General features: G+C 59.8%; 17 protein-coding genes. 9 read left to right on the top strand and 8 right to left on the bottom strand.

Annotated elements, in window-relative coordinates; all coding sequences use genetic code 11:
- Positions 1-95: 95 nt before the first annotated feature.
- The 5 genes from relA to DQN55_RS05615 form a co-directional block, all read right to left on the bottom strand.
- The gene (gene relA / locus DQN55_RS05635; protein ID WP_048377899.1) at positions 96-2,348 is read right to left on the bottom strand and encodes a GTP diphosphokinase; all 2,253 of its coding nucleotides are present in this window, start codon (positions 2,346-2,348) and stop codon (positions 96-98) included.
- A gap of 119 nt (positions 2,349-2,467) precedes the next feature.
- Positions 2,468-3,820 (bottom strand): 23S rRNA (uracil(1939)-C(5))-methyltransferase RlmD, encoded by a 1,353-nt coding sequence (gene rlmD / locus DQN55_RS05630; protein ID WP_048377900.1) that lies wholly within the window; start codon positions 3,818-3,820, stop codon positions 2,468-2,470.
- On the bottom strand, positions 3,820-4,722 hold the full coding sequence (cysM, locus tag DQN55_RS05625) for a cysteine synthase CysM (RefSeq protein ID WP_048377901.1): 903 nt from the start codon (positions 4,720-4,722) through the stop codon (positions 3,820-3,822). The genes rlmD and cysM overlap by 1 nt, the downstream gene beginning before the upstream one ends.
- A gap of 109 nt (positions 4,723-4,831) precedes the next feature.
- Positions 4,832-6,202, bottom strand: coding sequence for a sensor histidine kinase (locus DQN55_RS05620; protein ID WP_048377902.1), 1,371 nt, complete (start codon positions 6,200-6,202; stop codon positions 4,832-4,834).
- Positions 6,192-6,920 carry a response regulator transcription factor gene (locus DQN55_RS05615; RefSeq protein ID WP_048377903.1) on the bottom strand — a complete coding sequence of 243 codons (729 nt, stop codon included), beginning with the start codon at positions 6,918-6,920 and terminating at the stop codon, positions 6,192-6,194. The genes DQN55_RS05620 and DQN55_RS05615 overlap by 11 nt, the downstream gene beginning before the upstream one ends.
- A 191-nt stretch (positions 6,921-7,111) precedes the next feature.
- Between DQN55_RS05615 and DQN55_RS05610 the strand changes: the two genes are divergently transcribed.
- The 4 genes from DQN55_RS05610 to DQN55_RS05595 are packed head-to-tail and all read left to right on the top strand — an operon-like array spanning position 7,112 to position 11,808.
- On the top strand, positions 7,112-9,877 hold the full coding sequence (locus tag DQN55_RS05610; protein ID WP_048377904.1) for a response regulator: 2,766 nt from the start codon (positions 7,112-7,114) through the stop codon (positions 9,875-9,877).
- 49 nt (positions 9,878-9,926) lie between these two features.
- Positions 9,927-10,916, top strand: a complete 990-nt coding sequence (locus DQN55_RS05605; protein ID WP_048377905.1) for a 2-hydroxyacid dehydrogenase — start codon at positions 9,927-9,929, stop codon at positions 10,914-10,916.
- 53 nt (positions 10,917-10,969) lie between these two features.
- Entirely contained in the window at positions 10,970-11,407 is a 438-nt protein-coding gene (locus tag DQN55_RS05600) for a hypothetical protein (protein WP_048377906.1), read from the top strand.
- A complete protein-coding gene (locus DQN55_RS05595) occupies positions 11,404-11,808 on the top strand; it encodes an META domain-containing protein (protein WP_048377907.1) in 405 nt (134 codons plus the stop codon). The genes DQN55_RS05600 and DQN55_RS05595 overlap by 4 nt, the downstream gene beginning before the upstream one ends.
- 48 nt (positions 11,809-11,856) lie before the next feature.
- On the opposite strand, the gene DQN55_RS05590 is transcribed toward DQN55_RS05595, so the two are convergent.
- Positions 11,857-12,318 carry a TlpA disulfide reductase family protein gene (locus DQN55_RS05590; RefSeq protein WP_048378443.1) on the bottom strand — a complete coding sequence of 154 codons (462 nt, stop codon included), beginning with the start codon at positions 12,316-12,318 and terminating at the stop codon, positions 11,857-11,859.
- Positions 12,319-12,443: 125 nt separating this feature from the next.
- Between DQN55_RS05590 and arsC the strand changes: the two genes are divergently transcribed.
- Genes arsC through DQN55_RS05575 form a run of 3 tightly spaced genes read left to right on the top strand, consistent with a single transcriptional unit; the run spans position 12,444 to position 13,823 of the window.
- Entirely contained in the window at positions 12,444-12,797 is a 354-nt protein-coding gene (gene arsC / locus DQN55_RS05585; RefSeq protein ID WP_048377908.1) for an arsenate reductase (glutaredoxin), read from the top strand.
- On the top strand, positions 12,794-13,399 hold the full coding sequence (gene wrbA / locus DQN55_RS05580; RefSeq protein ID WP_048377909.1) for an NAD(P)H:quinone oxidoreductase: 606 nt from the start codon (positions 12,794-12,796) through the stop codon (positions 13,397-13,399). Before arsC ends, wrbA begins: the two co-directional genes overlap by 4 nt.
- Positions 13,392-13,823 carry a DUF2069 domain-containing protein gene (locus DQN55_RS05575; protein ID WP_048377910.1) on the top strand — a complete coding sequence of 144 codons (432 nt, stop codon included), beginning with the start codon at positions 13,392-13,394 and terminating at the stop codon, positions 13,821-13,823. Before wrbA ends, DQN55_RS05575 begins: the two co-directional genes overlap by 8 nt.
- Here DQN55_RS05575 and DQN55_RS05570 read toward each other — a convergent pair.
- Both DQN55_RS05570 and ttcA read right to left on the bottom strand, forming a co-directional pair.
- A complete protein-coding gene (locus DQN55_RS05570) occupies positions 13,817-14,488 on the bottom strand; it encodes a DNA-3-methyladenine glycosylase I (protein WP_048377911.1) in 672 nt (223 codons plus the stop codon). The genes DQN55_RS05575 and DQN55_RS05570 overlap by 7 nt on opposite strands.
- Before the next feature lie 56 nt (positions 14,489-14,544).
- Entirely contained in the window at positions 14,545-15,369 is an 825-nt protein-coding gene (gene ttcA, locus DQN55_RS05565; protein ID WP_048377912.1) for a tRNA 2-thiocytidine(32) synthetase TtcA, read from the bottom strand.
- A 271-nt stretch (positions 15,370-15,640) separates the two neighbouring features.
- Here ttcA and DQN55_RS05560 point away from each other — a divergent pair, with 271 nt between their 5' ends.
- Both DQN55_RS05560 and DQN55_RS05555 read left to right on the top strand, forming a co-directional pair.
- Complete coding sequence (locus DQN55_RS05560; RefSeq protein ID WP_048377913.1) at positions 15,641-16,243, top strand: Yip1 family protein; 603 nt, start codon at positions 15,641-15,643, stop codon at positions 16,241-16,243.
- Positions 16,244-16,414: 171 nt separating this feature from the next.
- Positions 16,415-16,909 (top strand): SprT family zinc-dependent metalloprotease, encoded by a 495-nt coding sequence (locus tag DQN55_RS05555; RefSeq protein ID WP_048377914.1) that lies wholly within the window; start codon positions 16,415-16,417, stop codon positions 16,907-16,909.

The following is a 16,909-nucleotide window of genomic DNA, read 5'->3' as shown; positions in this document are numbered from 1 at the left end:
GCGGTAGCCGCTGCCGCAGGCTGCGATGGATTGCTGAGTGACCCTGCCCTTCAAGGTCCTCGGCCCTTATCGCGACCTGCTGCAACGGCTACCGGTTAACGTGGCTCGCTACGCCCTATCCGGCGGGTTTCGATGATGTTCGGCAACTGCGAAATTCGCCCCAGCAAACGCCCCAATGCATCCAGACCCGGGATCTCGATGGTCAAGGTCATCAGCGCCGTGTTGTTCTCTTTGTTCGAGCGGGTGTTGACCGCCAAAACGTTGATGCGCTCGTTGAGCAGCACTTGTGAGACATCGCGTAGCAGGCCCGAACGATCATAGGCGCGGATCTCGATATCGACCGGGTAGGTCGACACCGGGATCGGCCCCCAGTTGACCTGAATGATCCGCTCGGGCTCACGGCTGCCCAATTGCAGGACCGAAGCGCAGTCCTGGCGGTGAATGCTCACTCCACGGCCCTGGGTGATGTAGCCGACAATCGCATCGCCCGGCAACGGCTGGCAGCAGCCAGCCATTTGCGTCAACAGGTTGCCAACCCCTTCGATCTGGATATCCCCGCGCTTGCCCGGCTTGTAGCCCGTGGCCTTGCGCGGGATCAGCTCCATCTGCTCGTTGCCGCGTTCCGGCTCGACCTGTTGTTGCGCCAGGTTGATCAACTGCGCGAGACGCAAGTCGCCCGCACCGAGGGCAGCGTACATGTCCTCGGCGGTTCTCATGTTGGCCTTGTCGGCGAGCTTTTCGTAATCCACAGCAGGCAAGCCTAAACGGCTCAGCTCACGCTCAAGCAGGGTTTTACCGGCGGCAACGTTCTGGTCACGGGCCTGCAGCTTGAACCAGTGAACAATTTTGGCCCGTGCCCGCGACGTGGTGATGTAGCCCAGGTTAGGGTTCAGCCAGTCGCGACTCGGCGTGCCGTGCTTGCTGGTGATGATCTCGACTTGCTCACCGGTTTGCAGGCTGTAGTTGAGCGGCACAATGCGCCCGTTGATCTTGGCCCCACGGCAGTTATGACCGATTTCGGTGTGGACCCGATACGCGAAGTCGAGCGGTGTCGCCCCCTTGGGCAGGTCAATTGCGTGACCGTCCGGGGTAAAGATATAAACCCGGTCCGGCTCGATATCGACGCGCAACTGTTCGGCAAGTCCGCCGATATCACCCAGTTCTTCATGCCATTCCAGCACCTGACGCAGCCATGAGATTTTCTCTTCGTACTGGTTGGAGCCGGCCTTGACGTCGGTGCCCTTGTAACGCCAGTGCGCGCACACACCCAATTCGGCCTCTTCATGCATGGCGTGGGTGCGGATCTGCACCTCCAGAACCTTGCCTTCCGGGCCGATTACCGCCGTGTGCAGCGAACGGTAGCCGTTCTCCTTGGGGTTGGCGATGTAATCGTCGAACTCCTTGGGAATGTGCCGCCATAACGTATGAACGATCCCCAGTGCGGTGTAGCAATCGCGCATTTCCGGAACCAGCACGCGTACTGCGCGCACGTCATAAATCTGGCTGAAGGCCAGGCCTTTGCGCTGCATTTTGCGCCAGATGGAATAGATATGTTTGGCCCGGCCGCTGATGTCCGCGTCGACCCCGGTTGCCTCCAGTTCAGAACGCAACTGGCCCATCACATCGCTGATGAAACGCTCACGGTCAAGACGGCGCTCATGCAACAGGGTGGCGATCTGTTTGTACTGCTCGGGCTCAAGGTAACGGAAGGACAAGTCTTCCAGTTCCCATTTGATATGACCGATGCCCAGACGGTGCGCCAGCGGCGCATAGATATCGAACACTTCGCGGGCGACACGGTTGCGCTTTTCGTCCGGTGCATTTTTAACCGCACGAATCGCACATGTACGCTCAGCCAGCTTGATCAGTGCCACACGCACGTCATCAACCATCGCCACGAGCATTTTGCGCAGGTTCTCGACCTGGCCCTGAGTGCCCAGCACCATGGACTGACGAGGGCTGAGACTGGCGCTGATCGCGGCCATGCGCAGCACGCCATCGATCAGTTTGGCCACCACCGTACCGAAACGCTGGCTGATCGCCGGAAGCTGAATCTGCCCCTCGCGTACGCCCCTGTACAGAATGGCTGCGACCAGCGAATCCTGATCCAACTTGAGATCCGCAAGAATTTCAGCGATTTCAAGGCCGGTTCGAAAGCTCGACGTACCCTCGGCCCACAGGTTTTTAGCCGCATTGGCTTGCTGTTCAGCCTCACGCGCGTACTCGCACGCTTCTTTCAAGGCTTCACGGTCCAGCGCCACATCGACACTCACCGCATGATCAAGCCATGCCTCGAGGTTGAGAGTGCCGTCGGTGTTGATCGGCTGGTGTGCTCTGACCTGTACCATCTTGCTTACCTTCCCTACAGCGCAGGTTGAGTGCGCTGAATACACTGACCCTAATCCCAACCCCGCACTACAGGGCCAAGTAGCGCGAAGTTGCGGGCCCGTCGAAATAAACAGACGTCCTAGTCTGCCTCAAATAACGCCATCGCCTCGACATGCGCGGTTTGCGGAAACATATCGAGGATCCCGGCACGTTTTAACCGATAACCCTGTTTCATCAATTCAATGGTGTCGCGCGCCAGCGTGGCCGGGTTGCACGACACGTACACCAAACGTTTGGCACCCAGGCCAGACAGCTTGCGCACGATTTCAAAGGCACCATCGCGCGGTGGATCGAGGAGCACGGCACTAAAGCCTTCTTTGGCCCATGCGGCATCCACCAGCGGTTGCGACAGGTCAGCCTGTACAAACGATGCATTATGCAGCGAATTACTGACCGCGTTTTGCGCGGCGCGTTCGACCATCGTCGCAACCCCTTCGACTGCTACCACCTCGCGGACTTGCCGCGCCAGTGGCAATGCGAAGTTACCCAGCCCACAGAACAAGTCAAGAATCCGTTCGTCAGCTTGCGGCGCCAGCCACTCCAGCGCCTGCGCCACCATGGCTTCATTGACACCGGCATTGACCTGAACAAAGTCGCCCGGGCGATACGCCAGCTCCAAATTCCACGACTCCAGACGGTAGCCCAGAGTCCGGCTCAAATCGACCGGTTGCGGCTCACTTTCACCATGCAGCCACAATTGGGCGTTATGCGTGAGGCAAAAATGCTGCAACACCTGCATGTCGGCATCGTTAAGCGGTGCCATATGACGCAACAGCACTGCAATCGCCGAACCACTGAACAGCTCGACATGCCCCAGGGCCTGCGGCTTGCTCAACTGGCGCAGCATGGCGGGTAACCCGGTCATGATGGGTTGCAGGGCCTGTACCAGCACCAGACAGTGGTCGATGGCCACGATGTCCTGGCTGCCGGCAGCCCGAAATCCTACGTCCAGGCGTTTGGCCTTTGCATCCCAGCGCACCGCAATCCGCGCGCGACGGCGGTAGCCGAACTCGGGGCCGGTCAGGGGCGCAGCCCAGGCTTCTGGCTCGACGCCAGCCACACGCATTAGCTGCTCGGCCAGCATGCGCTGTTTCAGAGCAAGCTGCTCCTCGTGAGGCAAATGCTGCACGCTGCAGCCACCGCACTTTCCGGCATGGGCACAGGGTGCGGCACGGCGGATCTCATTGGCCTTGAATACGCGCTCGGCACGTGCCTCCACGATTTTGCCATGAGCGCCCAGTACCCGCGCTTCAACTTCTTCACCGGCCAATGCCCCCGACACAAACCAGGTACGCCCTTCCAAAAAGGCAATACCCCGGCCGTCGTTGGCCAAACGCTCGATGTTCAAACGCTGTTTCTTGCCCGTAGGCACTTGCGGGGCCCGAGTGCCGCCAGCGGGCTGGAAGCGCAGGCCTCTCTCTTGCTTAGCCATCAGTTGGGAGCATCGTAGATGCCGGTCGACAGGTAACGGTCGCCCCGGTCACAAATAATCGCAACCATGACCGCGTTTTCGACTTCCTGCGACAGGCGCAACATGGCAGCCACGGCACCACCCGAGGAGACGCCGCAGAAAATGCCTTCTTCGCGAGCCAGGCGACGCATCACGTCTTCAGCCTCGGCCTGGGCCATGTCGACAATCCGGTCGACACGATCGGCTTGATAAATCTTCGGCAGGTACTCCTGCGGCCAGCGACGGATGCCCGGAATCGCAGCACCTTCCATCGGCTGCAAACCGATGATCTGCACAGCCGGGTTTTGCTCCTTGAGGTAACGCGATACCCCCATGATGGTGCCGGTGGTGCCCATCGAACTGACAAAGTGGGTGATCGTGCCTCCAGTCTGGCGCCAGATTTCCGGGCCAGTGCTGGTGTAGTGCGCCTCTGGGTTGTCACCGTTGGCAAACTGATCGAGCACCTTGCCACGGCCTTCGGCCTGCAGCTTGTCGGCCAGGTCGCGAGCACCTTCCATGCCCTCTTCCTGGGTGACCAGAATCAACTCGGCGCCATAAGCGGTCATGGCCGCCTTGCGCTCGGCACTGGAGTTGTCGGGCATGATCAGGACCATCTTGTAGCCCTTGATCGCCGCAGCCATGGCCAGCGCGATACCGGTATTGCCCGAAGTCGCCTCGATCAGGGTATCGCCCGGCTGGATCTGGCCACGTGCTTCAGCACGGGCAATCATCGACAATGCCGGACGGTCCTTGACCGAGCCCGCAGGGTTATTCCCTTCGAGCTTGAGCAACAAGGTGTTGGTGGTGGCTCCGGGCAGGCGCTGCAAACGCACCAACGGAGTGTTGCCGACGCAATCGGCGATAGTGGGGTACTGCAATGTCATGGCGTATTCGCAATCCAGACTGCGGGGGCGCACATCATACCGACAAACGCAGGCAGCCCATATCACGCAAAGTACGAAGCTTATGGCTAAAGGATATAAGGCCCCTTGCTCATTCCCCGATAGAGGCTTGCCTGGCAAGCAGGCATAGATGCACCTTCAACCCTTGCGCAGTGTTTTGTGCCCACAGCCTGCCCCCCTGCAATCGCAGCGCATTGCGGGCGATACTCAGGCCCAGGCCAAAGCCCCCGTCGCCGGGGCGAGAGCCGTCCAGCCGAGTAAACGGGGCGAAGATCCGTTCGAGTTCTTCAGGGGCCACACCACCACCCTGATCTTCGAGCCACAAATGCCATTCGTCGCCTTCGCGCTGCCCACCGAGACTGACAATGCCATCGGGCGGCGAGTGACGAATGGCGTTGCGCAATATGTTTTCCAACGCCTGCGCCAAGCTATTGAGATGCCCCTGAACCCAGCAATCGGCCCCCACAAAACACGGCAAGCGCGCTTCAGGCCAGCCGCTTTCAAAACGGGCATTTTCGGTGAGCATCTCCCACAACGCCTGAATCTGTATGTCTTCCCGTGGCAAGGCCCCCCGTTCGGTGTCGAGCCATGCCAGCTGCAAGGTGTCTTCGACCAGCCGTTGCATGCCGTCGACTTCCCGGCTCAAGCGTTCCCGCAAGGCCTCGACACTCTGCTCGCTGTCGCAGGCCACGCGCAGACGGCTCAAGGGGGTGCGCAGTTCGTGAGACAAGTCGCGCAACATTTGCTGCTGCAGGGAGATCGTGCTTTGCAGACGTTCGGACATCTGATCGAAGGCGCGTCCCAGTTCACCGAGTTCGTCCTGGCGGCTGGTGGTCAGGCTCGACAGGCGAACCCCCAACTGGTCGGCCCGCCATGCATTGGCCTGTTCGCGCAAATGATTCAGCGGCACGATCAGCAGGCGGTATAGCCCTACGCACAACAGCAACGTAAACAGCCCGGGAATGAGGCCGTTGGTAATGACCCGCCATACCATCTGCGAACGACCCGGCATGTAGCGCTGGGGCAACTCAATCACCAGATAGCCGGCTGACAGGTCCTTGGGAAACGGCACCTTGATCCATGGCCGTGCCGTCTTGAGATGGCTGATAGGCCAGTCCAGGCCACGCAGAAAAGTCAGGCGCTGGCTTTCGGCGTCATTGAGCGGGTAGCTGCTCAATGCTTGCAGGTCCTGACCGATGACCCCTATCCAACCTGACTCCTTGCGCCCCATTGCCTGCAGCCAGCGGTCCACTCCGGCCTGCTGCCCGGTCGCCCAGGCGTGCTCGGCCTCAGCGGCGTAATTGAGCAGCGTGCTGCGGGCCTGTTCAGACAGATAGGCGGTGCGCTTGTCCATGTAGCGGCCCCAGGACCAGCTCAACCAAATCATCAGCAAACAAAAGGCCACCAGCAGACACGCCAGCTTCCAGAAGACGGAGGATTTACCGGGCAGCTTATAGCGCATCGCTGGCACTCAAGACGTAACCCTTGCCCCACACCGTGCGCACTTCGCAGGCCTGGTAATCGATCGCCTTGAGTTTGCGCCGGATCTGGCTGACATGCATGTCCAGGCTACGGTCGTGGGCCGCATAGCCGCGCTGCAAAACATGCTGATAAAGAAACGGCTTGCTCAGCACTTCGTCGGCGTTGCGCCTCAACGTGTCCAGCAGGCGGTACTCGCTGCGGGTCAGGCCGGCCCAGAGCGGGCCAAAGCACACATCCGAGCGCTCATCATCGAACAATAGCTCGATCCCGGCTGACGCCTGATCCTGAGCGACGCTGACCGGCGGCAGGCGGTCCAGTGCAACGCGACGCAAAATCGCCTGGATCCGCACCCGCAACTCGGCCACGCTGAAGGGTTTGGTCAAATAATCATCGGCACCCAGCTGAAAACCGCTGATGCGATCTTCTTCAGCGCCCAGTGCCGACATCAGGATGACCGGCAATGCGTGGGTCTGACGCAGTTGAGTGAGCACATGCAGGCCGTTCATGCCGGGCAGCAGAATATCCATCAGCACCACATCAAACGGCTCTTTGCGAGCACGCGACAACCCCTCCTGGCCGTTCTGGCACCAAATGACGTCAAACCCGCAGCGCAGCAGCTGTTCTTGCAGGTAGGCGCCCAATACAGGATCGTCTTCAATGGCCAAAAGCCGCGATGGGCTAACAGTTACGGGATTCATTAACGTCTGCAAGTCATTCTCAATCGGCGATTATTAAAGATTGGGACGGGGGGAGCAACCGGCATGACGGGGGCTCCGCCAGACGGGATGACAAATTTTGAAAGATTTGCCCTGCCTCAAGTGGCTACACTGCGAGCTGATTCGGGTCCGAACACCCGCGGACTCATAAAAATGCTGGGCTGGAGAGTGGCGTGCTTAAAAATCTGGGTATCAAAGGCCGCGTATTGCTGCTGACGCTGTTGCCCGTGACCTTGATGGCAATGGTGCTGGGCGGCTACTTCACGTGGCTGCAACAGTCCGAGCTGCAATCGCAGCTGTTGCAGCGCGGCGAAATGATTGCCGAACAGCTGGCGCCGCTGGTAGCCCCCGCCATGGGCCGTCATGACACCGCCTTGCTGGAACGCATCGCCACAGAATCCCTTGAGCAGCGAGACGTGCGGGCCGTGGCGTTCCTCAACGCCAACCACGAGCCTCTCGCCCATGCCGGGCCGATCATGCTCAATCAGGCGCCCTCGGGTAACAGCACACACCTGCTGCAACGGACCGATAACGATGCCACGCGCTACTTGCTGCCCGTGTTTGGTCGTCATCGCAACCTGGCCGGCGACATCATTCCCAGCGAAGCCCACCGCCTGCTGGGCTGGGTCGAGCTTGAGCTGTCCCATAACAACATGTTGTTGCGCGGTTACCGCAGCCTGTTCGCCAGCTTGCTGCTGATTGTCACCGGGCTGATCTTGACCACCTTGCTGGCCTTGCGTTTGAGCCGCACGATCAATGCCCCTCTGGGGCACATCAAGCAAGCCGTGGCCCAGCTCAAGGACGGGCATTTGCAAACCCGCCTGCCGCCGCTGGGCAGCCATGAACTGGATGAACTGGCCTCCGGCATCAACCGCATGGCTGAAACCTTGCAAAATGCCCAGGAAGAACTGCAGCACAGCGTCGACCAGGCCACAGAAGACGTACGGCAAAACCTCGAAACCATCGAAATCCAGAACCTCGAACTCGACCTGGCCCGCAAGGAAGCCCTGGAGGCCAGCCGCATAAAGTCAGAGTTTTTGGCCAACATGAGCCACGAAATCCGCACCCCGCTCAATGGCATTCTCGGCTTTACCCATTTACTGCAAAAAAGCGAGCTCACGCCGCGTCAGTTCGACTACCTGAATACCATCGAAAAGTCGGCAGGCAATCTGCTGGGGATCATCAACGAAATCCTCGACTTTTCGAAGATCGAGGCCGGCAAACTGGTACTCGACAGCACGCCTTTCAACCTGCGCGACCTGTTGCAGGACACCCTGACCATTCTTGCGCCCTCCGCCCATGACAAAGGACTGGAACTGGTCAGCCTGGTCTATCGCGATACCCCGCTGTCACTGGTCGGCGACCCGCTGCGGCTCAAGCAGATCCTGACCAATCTGGTCAACAATGCCATCAAGTTCACTCGCGAAGGCACGATCGCCGTGCGGGCCATGCTCGATGACGAGGATGAAAACAAGGTCGACGGTTGTGTGCAGTTGCGCATCAGCGTACAGGACACCGGCATCGGCCTGACCAGCCAGGATGTCAGGGCACTGTTCCAGGCGTTCAGCCAGGCCGACAACTCACTGTCACGCCAGCCCGGCGGTACCGGGCTGGGCCTGGTGATTTCCAAACGTCTGATCGAGCAGATGGGCGGCGAAATCGGAGTCGAGAGCACCCCCGGCGAAGGCTCGGTTTTCTGGATCAGCGTCAGCCTGCCCAAAGCGCACGATGACGCCGAAGACTTGCCTGCTGCGCCGTTGCTGGATCGGCGCGTGGTTATTCTGGAAAAGCACGACCTCGCACGCCAGGCCTTGCAGCATCAACTGGAAGATTGCGGGCTGGACGTCACCCCCTTCACCACGCTCGAAAACCTCACCAACTGCGTGACCAGCACCCACCAGACACCTCAGGCCATAGACCTTGCCGTGCTCGGCGTCACTGCTCTGGATATCCCTCCGGAGCGCCTCAACCAGCATATCTGGGATCTCGAGCGCCTGGGTTGCAAGGTCTTGGTGCTGTGCCCGACTACCGAGCTGGCGCTGTTCAACACTTCGGTTCCCAACCCCCATAGCCAGCTCCAGGCCAAACCGGCCTGTACTCGCATGTTGCGCCGGGCACTGACCGACTTTATCAACCCGCGACAGGTTCGCCCTGAGCCCGGCGAGTTGCTGGCCAGCCGAGCACCGCGGATTCTGTGTGTGGATGACAACCCGGCCAACCTGTTGCTGGTACAAACCCTGCTCGAGGACATGGGGGCCAAGGTCACGGCGGTCGACAGCGGCTATACAGCCATTGACGCGGTCAAGACCGGAACCTTCGATCTGGTGCTGATGGATGTACAAATGCCCGGCATGGACGGCCGTCAAACCACCGAAGCCCTGCGTCAATGGGAAAGTGGCCGCGCTTGCGCGCCGTTGCCCATTGTCGCGTTGACCGCCCACGCCATGGCCAATGAAAAGCGTGCTCTGCTACAAAGCGGCATGGATGACTATCTGACCAAACCCATCAGCGAACGGCAGTTGGCCCAAGTGGTGTTGAAGTGGACCGGGCTGGCTTTGCGCAACCAGATCAGCGATGGCCACCAGGAACCGGCCCGCCAGCACGCCAAACTGCCAATACTCGATCATGACGAAGGCCTGCACCTGGCCGCCGGCAAAGCCGACCTGGCGGTCGACATGCTGGCCATGCTGCTGGCCTCGCTGGACGCTGATCGCCAGGCGATCCTGCAAGCCCGTAATGACAATGACCATCACGCGCTGCTAGAACGCGTACATCGCTTGCACGGCGCTACACGTTACTGTGGCGTTCCGCAGCTGCGCGCGGCCTGCCAACGCAGCGAAACCCTGCTCAAGCAACAAAGCCCCCAAGCCAGCGAGGCTCTCGAGGATCTGGACCAGGCCATCATTCGCCTGGCCAACGAGGCGCGCAGCATGGCCTAGAATACCTGTCACTTAGCAGTCGCTGCCGCCATCACCCAAGGAAGATCGTATGCGCACTATTCTGTTCAGCAGCCAGGCTTACGACCGCGACAGCTTCACCGCGGCCCTGCAAAACGACGGTATTGAGCTGCACTTTCAGCCGGCACGGCTGAGCCTCGACACGGCCGCCCTGGCTCACGGCCACGAAGTGGTCTGCCCGTTTATCAATGACGATCTGAGCGCCCCCGTGCTGGAGCAACTGGCCGCCGGCGGCACGCGCCTGATTGCCCTGCGCTCGGCCGGTTACAACCACGTTGATTTGCCAGCCGCCAGGCAGTTGGGGTTAAGCGTCGTACGCGTGCCCGCGTACTCTCCCCATGCCGTGGCCGAACATGCCGTGGCCTTGATTCTTGCCCTGAACCGGCGCTTGCACAGGGCCTATAACCGCACCCGAGAAGGCGACTTCACCCTGCACGGGCTGACCGGTTTTGATCTGGTCGGCAAAACCGTCGGAGTGGTGGGCACGGGCCAGATCGGTTCGACCTTTGCCAAGATCATGGCCGGCTTCGGCTGCAAACTGCTGTGTTTTGATCCGTACCCGAACCCTGCACTTCAGGCCTTGGGCGCGCAGTATGTCGACCTGCCCGAGCTGCTGGCAGGCTCGCATATCATCAGCCTGCATTGCCCGCTGACCGCCCACAACAAGCACCTGATCAACAGCGCCAGCCTGGCGACCCTCAAACGTGGCGCCATGCTGATCAATACTGGGCGCGGCGCCCTGGTTGACACACCAGCACTGATCGATGCGCTTAAAAATGGCCAGCTGGGGTATCTGGGGCTGGATGTGTACGAAGAAGAAGCGCAGCTGTTCTTCGAAGATCGCTCGGACCTGCCCCTGCAGGATGATGTGCTGGCACGGTTACTGACGTTTCCCAATGTCATTATCACCGCGCATCAGGCGTTTCTCACCCATGAGGCGCTGAACGCCATTGCCAGCACCACGCTGGACAATATCGCGGCCTGGAAAAACGGCACGCCGCATAACCTGATCGACGGTTGATCACTCAAGCCTGGTGGGCTGCGTGCTAGCATAGCGGCCTATTTGGAGGACCCATGGTCGAACACGATTTCCGCTACAGCCTGCTCAACCCGCAGCACACCCTGATTGAATGCCGCGCCCTGATGCCGGGCCGCTATCAAGTCACCGGCAATGGTGGTTCGATTCAGAATGACGATGTGCTGATTGTCACCCTCAAGGGCAGCAAGGACTTGTCCATGCGCCTGACCGTCGAAAAGGTTCGTCATCTGATCAACCCGCGCGGCCAGTGGGTTGCCGTGGCCCGAGGACCGGTTTTCGGTGAGTTGGCGATTCATGAATGGCAGGTCAACTGCGATAGCTGTGCCAAAGAACTGAAATTTGAGTTCGCCGTCGATGCCAAGCTGGGCACCAAGGCGCAAAAACCTGCGGCCAGCGCGCGTATTGCCGAGTTGGGCTGGAGCACCGAGGGCAGCAAGCATCAGTGCCCGCAATGCCAAAAGGCCGCGCAATGAAACGCCTGACCCTCATGGTATTACTGGGCGCAAGCCTGGCGGGCTGTGCGGGTGATCCGGTGAAATTGCAGCAGAATCACACCTATGTCCTGGAGTGGATCGGCGAACGACCGCTGATCGACAACAGCCACTTGACCGTCACCCTGGACGATGCCGGGCGGGCGTATGGCAGTGGTGGTTGCAACCACTGGTTCGCACCTTACACCCTGGACGGTCACACCCTGACCTTCGGCGGTGTGGGCAGCACTCGCAAAGCCTGCGCCCCGGCGTTGATGGAGCAAGAGCAACGGTTCTTCAAAGCGCTGCAAACCGTCGAACGCTGGGACATCTCCCCGATCGAACAAGTGCGCTTCTGGCCTGCTCAAGGCAAACCCCTGCGGTTGTGGCCTGAAGAGGGCTGACACCCTTTTGCAGGAGCGGGCGTGCTCGCTCCTGCAAGACACACGCTCTTAACCGCGCAATTCCTTAAGCTTGGCCAATACCCCTGCAGCGGTCTGCTCGCCGAGCATCTGTGCCCGTACCTTGCCTTTGTCGTCGATGATGTAGGTCACCGGCAATGCTTCACTGCGCGGCAACTCGAATTGCTCGGCCGGGTCCTGGGCCAATACGGTGAAGGTAATTCCCAGGGCCGTGCTGGCATCACTCAATTCCTTGCCCTGCAGACCATCGAAGTTCACCCCGAACACCTCGACCGATTGCCCTTGGAGTTGTTTGTCCAGCGCGTTGAGTTCCGGAATTTCAATCCGGCACGGTCCGCACCATTCAGCCCAGTAGTTGATGACTTTCCACTGTTTGTCCAGACGCTCGGAAGCGATCTTCTGGCCGTGCTGGTCGACCCCGTAGTCATTCCCGCAACCAGTCAGCAATAACGTGGCAGTGATGGCAGCCAGCGCCATGAGTCGCTTAAACATGTGTTGATCCTTCTTGATGAATGCATACAAAAACCATTGGACGGCGGCCATTTACCGCATTGGGTTCAGGCGCGCCCGTCAGGCAGGTAGAATAGCCGCCACCTTACGCAAGATGCGACCCGCACATGACCGATCTGACGCTTTATCACAACCCGCGCTGCTCGAAATCGCGCGGCGCACTTGAACTCCTCGAAGCCCGAGGCCTGACTCCCACCGTGGTGCGTTACCTCGACACTCCGCTGAATACCGCGCAGCTGCAAACCCTGCTGGGCCAGTTGAACATCAGCGCCCGTCAGCTGCTGCGTACCGGCGAAGACGAGTACAAAGCCCTGAACCTGGCCGACAGCACCCTCAGTGACAGCCAACTGATCGAGGCCATGGCCGCGCATCCCAAGCTGATTGAACGCCCGATTCTGGTGGCTGGCGACAAAGCCGTCATCGGCCGGCCGCCGGAAAAAATCCTGGAGATCCTGCCGTGAGCACACCCTACGTTCTGGTGCTGTATTACAGCCGCAATGGTTCTACCAGTGAAATGGCACGACAAATCGCTCGTGGCATCGAACAGGGCGGCCTAGAAGCCCGCCTGCGCACCGTGCCCGCCATCTCGACCGAATGCGAAGCCGTGGCCCCGGCCATTCCGGCCGAAGGTGCGATGTACGCCAGCCTTGATGACCTGAAGAACTGCTCGGGTCTCGCCCTGGGCAGCCCGACCCGTTTTGGCAACATGGCAGCGCCGCTCAAGTACTTCCTGGATGGCACCAGCAACCTGTGGCTGACCGGTGCACTGGTCGGCAAGCCCGCCGGCGTGTTCACCTCCACTGCCAGCCTGCATGGCGGCCAGGAGAGCACCTTGCTGTCGATGCTGCTGCCGTTGCTGCATCACGGCATGCTGATCACCGGCCTTCCTTACAGCGAGTCAGCCCTGCTGCACACCACCGCGGGTGGCACGCCCTATGGCCCTAGCCATCATGCCGGTGCCGACGGCAAACGCGGGCTGGACGAACATGAAGTCAGTCTCTGCCGGGCCCTGGGTCAGCGCCTGGCCACCATCGCCCTGAAACTGGAGAACACCCGTGGCTAAAAAGCCGAAGGTGCTGCCGTCCGTCGAGTGGCTGGAGCCACGGGTACGGCTGATGCGCGTGCTGAGCCTGGCGTGCTTCTTCGGCCTGATCGGCTTGCTGTGCGTGTATTACCTGGTGTTTGCCAACCTGCACGGCGCGCGTCCCTGGGTGATCCTGCTGATTGAACTGGTGCCTCTGATGCTGCTGGTACCGGGGATGCTCAAAGGCAGCCCGCGCGGGCACTCGTTCACCTGCTACGTGGTCAACCTGTATTTGCTCAAGGGCGCCCTGGCCGCATTTGACTCCAACCGCCAGCTGTTTGGCCTGCTGGAAATCGCAGCCAGCGTGGCCGTGTTCGTCAGCGCCATGTTGTTCGTGCGCTGGCGCTACCAGCTGGATCGGCGGTTGGCGGGCGAAGGGACGTCGCGGGCATCCGCTCAGTGATTGACGGTAAACGCCAGCATCTGTGACAACTGGCACATCGGCCGTCCGCTCTCGGCGTGCCATTGATTGAAAGCGTTTTGCACAATCGCCAAATCCCGCAGGCTGGTGGGCACCTTGTCCACCAGTTGCTGCGCATTCAATGCCGCGACCACATCATAGCTCGGCACAAAGGTGTCCTTGCCGACCATGCGCAAAAAGCGCGGGGCCGAAAGACCACCCAACTGATGACCGTGCTTGGCCAGGTACTTCCACAATCCGACAATATCGGTGACCGGCCAATCCGCGATGAACGCACCGAAACTGCCGTGTTCGTGGGCGATGTCGAGCACCAGTTGCGCATTGCGCGGAACGCTCTTGAGCTTGCCCAGATGGCGGATGATCCGCGCATCCTGCATCAGCCGCTCCAGGTGTTCAGCGCCCATCAGCACCACTTTCTCCGGGTCGAAGCCGAAAAACACCTCTTCAAATACCGGCCATTTGGCGTCCACCACGCTGTGTTTGAGCCCGGCACGAAAGACCCGCAAGGCCAACGTCGACAGATAGCGATCGTCGCTGATCTTGCGCAATTGTGCAGGCGTTCGCGGCACCGGCAGCTCAGCTTCCAGCGCGGCTGCCGAACCAAAGCGGTTCAAACAATATTCGTGCAGCCATCTGTAGTCGCGCATGCCCTCTCCTCTTGGCAAACATAATGTTACTTGCGGGTTCAGAGCCCTCGACAGGCCTAGAGGTTCAGCAGATTGACGAAGCGCGGTGTCGCGTTTTCATCGATTTTCAGGCTGGAGAAGTCAAACAGGTTACGGTCCGCCAACTGTGACGGGTGAACATTCTGCAGGCTGCGAAAGATACTCTCTGTCCGCCCTGGCGTCTTGCGGTCCCATTCCTGCAGCATGTCCTTGACCACCTGACGCTGCAGGTTCTCTTGTGAACCGCACAGGTTGCAGGGAATGATCGGGAACTGCTGCAGATCGGAATACGCCTGGATGTCTTTTTCGTTGCAGTACGCCAGCGGCCGGATCACCACATTGCGCCCGTCATCGGAACGCAGCTTGGGCGGCATGGCCTTGAGCGTGCCGTTGAAGAACATGTTGAGAAAGAAGGTTTCAACAATGTCATCACGATGATGCCCCAAAGCCATCTTGGTCGCCCCGATCTCGTCGGCAAAGGTGTACAGCGTGCCACGGCGCAACCGTGAACACAGCGAGCAAGTGGTCTTGCCTTCCGGGATCAGTTCCTTGACCACCGAATAGGTGTCTTTTTCAACGATGTGATACTCGACGCCCAGCCCCTTGAGATAGGCCGGCAAGATATCTTCAGGAAAGCCCGGCTGCTTCTGGTCCATGTTCACGGCAACGATCTCGAACTGGATCGGCGCAACCTTTTGCAGATGCAGCAACACATCCAGCAACGTGTAGCTGTCCTTGCCACCCGACAGGCAGACCATCACCTTGTCGCCGTGCTCAATCATGTTGAAGTCGGCTACAGCCTCACCGGTCAGTCGGCGCAGGCGTTTCTGGAGTTTAATTTGAGAGACCGAGAGAGTGCCCATAACGCTTCAAATCCGTGAGTCAAAACCAAAAGCTGGCGATTTTACCGAAAAATGCTTGCTCGACGAAGCCCTTGGGCCGGCTAAAGACGCCAACGCGATTAAACCCGCGTCCATCAGCAGAAGATGCTCTAAAGCAGCAAGTACCTTGCACGCAGGGCTTCCTATACTGCGATAAAGGCCGCACATCCATCTGGCTGCTTATTGATTCTGGCTGCGCGACCTGCACGCGTCCCACTGGGGGGGCGATGCGTCCATTACAGGAGCAACAGCCATGATCCATCACGTTGTGGGACTTTTCACCCACCCCGATCAAGAGTGGCGCGAAATCCGTGGCGATGCCGAAGAAAGCATCAGCCATATGTACCTGACTCACACATTGGTCCTGGCCGCGATTCCGGCCCTTTCGGCGTTTATTGGCACCACTCAGGTCGGGTGGGTGATTGGCAATCGAGCACCGGTGATGCTGACGATGGACAGCGCATTGTGGATGACCCTGATGTCTTATGTGGCAATGCTGGTGGGGGTCGGTGTGATGGGCGCGTTCATCCACTGGATGGCGCGAACCTATGATGCCCAGCCGAGCATGTCCCGCTGTGTTGCTTTCGCCACTTACACCGCTACACCGCTTTTTATCGGCGGATTGGCAGCGTTGTACCCGCATATGTGGCTGGGCATGGTGGTGGGTACGGCTGCCATTTGCTACACGGTGTATTTACTGTACGTCGGTCTCCCCACGTTCATGAGCATTGATCCGGATGAAGGCTTTCTCTTTTCAAGTTCGGTGCTTGCGGTAGGCCTTGTGGTGCTGGTGGCGATCATGGCGTTTACCGTGATTGTCTGGGGCCTGGGGGTAGGCCCGATCTACACCAACTGAAAACCACCCTTCCAGACGCTGCCGCAGACCGCGATGGTCTGCGCTGCAGCGCTTATCGCAGCCTTCGTCAGCGGCTACACCCTCTGCGCTGCAAATGACCGCTCAGCACCTTCAGGCTTCGGAACCCTTCCCGCTTGCGGCATAATTGTCCGCTCTGGAGAACCTGATCGCATGCCCGAGCAACTCAATACCCGCGTCGAAGACTGCTTCCAACAAGCCGAGGCTTTTTTCAAACGTCCCTTCAAACGCCCGGTCGTCAGCTTGAAACTGCGCGGACAAAAAGCCGGTGTCGCTCATCTGCACGAAAACCTGCTGCGTTTCAATCCACAGCTGTACCGCGAAAACAGCGACGACTTCCTCAAGCAAACCGTCGCCCATGAAGTCGCCCACCTGATTGCTCATCAATTGTTTGGCGACCGCATCACACCGCATGGCGAGGAATGGCAACTGATCATGCGCGGTGTGTACGAGTTGCCACCCAATCGCTGCCACACCTACGCCATTAACCGTCGCAGCGCCACCCGCTACATCTACCGCTGCCCTTGTCCCGACAGCGACTTCCCGTTCTCGGCCCAGCGCCACGGCCTGGTCAAGCAGGGTCGCGGCTATCTGTGCCGCCGTTGCCGCGAACCCCTGGTGTTTACCGGCCTGACCCGAGTCGAATGA

Source organism: Pseudomonas taetrolens, assembly GCF_900475285.1.
Lineage (GTDB): Bacteria > Pseudomonadota > Gammaproteobacteria > Pseudomonadales > Pseudomonadaceae > Aquipseudomonas > Aquipseudomonas taetrolens.
This window is presented reverse-complemented; position numbering and strand designations above follow the sequence as displayed.

Bases quoted from the DNA above. Each gene is read 5' to 3' on its own strand.
- relA (WP_048377899.1), bottom strand. From the start codon at position 2,348: ATGGTACAGGTCAGAGCACACCAGCCGATCAACACCGACGGCACTCTC.
- rlmD (WP_048377900.1), bottom strand. From the start codon at position 3,820: ATGGCTAAGCAAGAGAGAGGCCTGCGCTTCCAGCCCGCTGGCGGCACT.
- cysM (WP_048377901.1), bottom strand. From the start codon at position 4,722: ATGACATTGCAGTACCCCACTATCGCCGATTGCGTCGGCAACACTCCG.
- DQN55_RS05620 (WP_048377902.1), bottom strand. From the start codon at position 6,202: ATGCGCTATAAGCTGCCCGGTAAATCCTCCGTCTTCTGGAAGCTGGCG.
- DQN55_RS05615 (WP_048377903.1), bottom strand. From the start codon at position 6,920: ATGAATCCCGTAACTGTTAGCCCATCGCGGCTTTTGGCCATTGAAGAC.
- DQN55_RS05605 (WP_048377905.1), top strand. From the start codon at position 9,927: ATGCGCACTATTCTGTTCAGCAGCCAGGCTTACGACCGCGACAGCTTC.
- DQN55_RS05600 (WP_048377906.1), top strand. From the start codon at position 10,970: ATGGTCGAACACGATTTCCGCTACAGCCTGCTCAACCCGCAGCACACC.
- DQN55_RS05595 (WP_048377907.1), top strand. From the start codon at position 11,404: ATGAAACGCCTGACCCTCATGGTATTACTGGGCGCAAGCCTGGCGGGC.
- DQN55_RS05590 (WP_048378443.1), bottom strand. From the start codon at position 12,318: ATGTTTAAGCGACTCATGGCGCTGGCTGCCATCACTGCCACGTTATTG.
- arsC (WP_048377908.1), top strand. From the start codon at position 12,444: ATGACCGATCTGACGCTTTATCACAACCCGCGCTGCTCGAAATCGCGC.
- DQN55_RS05570 (WP_048377911.1), bottom strand. From the start codon at position 14,488: ATGCGCGACTACAGATGGCTGCACGAATATTGTTTGAACCGCTTTGGT.
- ttcA (WP_048377912.1), bottom strand. From the start codon at position 15,369: ATGGGCACTCTCTCGGTCTCTCAAATTAAACTCCAGAAACGCCTGCGC.
- DQN55_RS05560 (WP_048377913.1), top strand. From the start codon at position 15,641: ATGATCCATCACGTTGTGGGACTTTTCACCCACCCCGATCAAGAGTGG.
- DQN55_RS05555 (WP_048377914.1), top strand. From the start codon at position 16,415: ATGCCCGAGCAACTCAATACCCGCGTCGAAGACTGCTTCCAACAAGCC.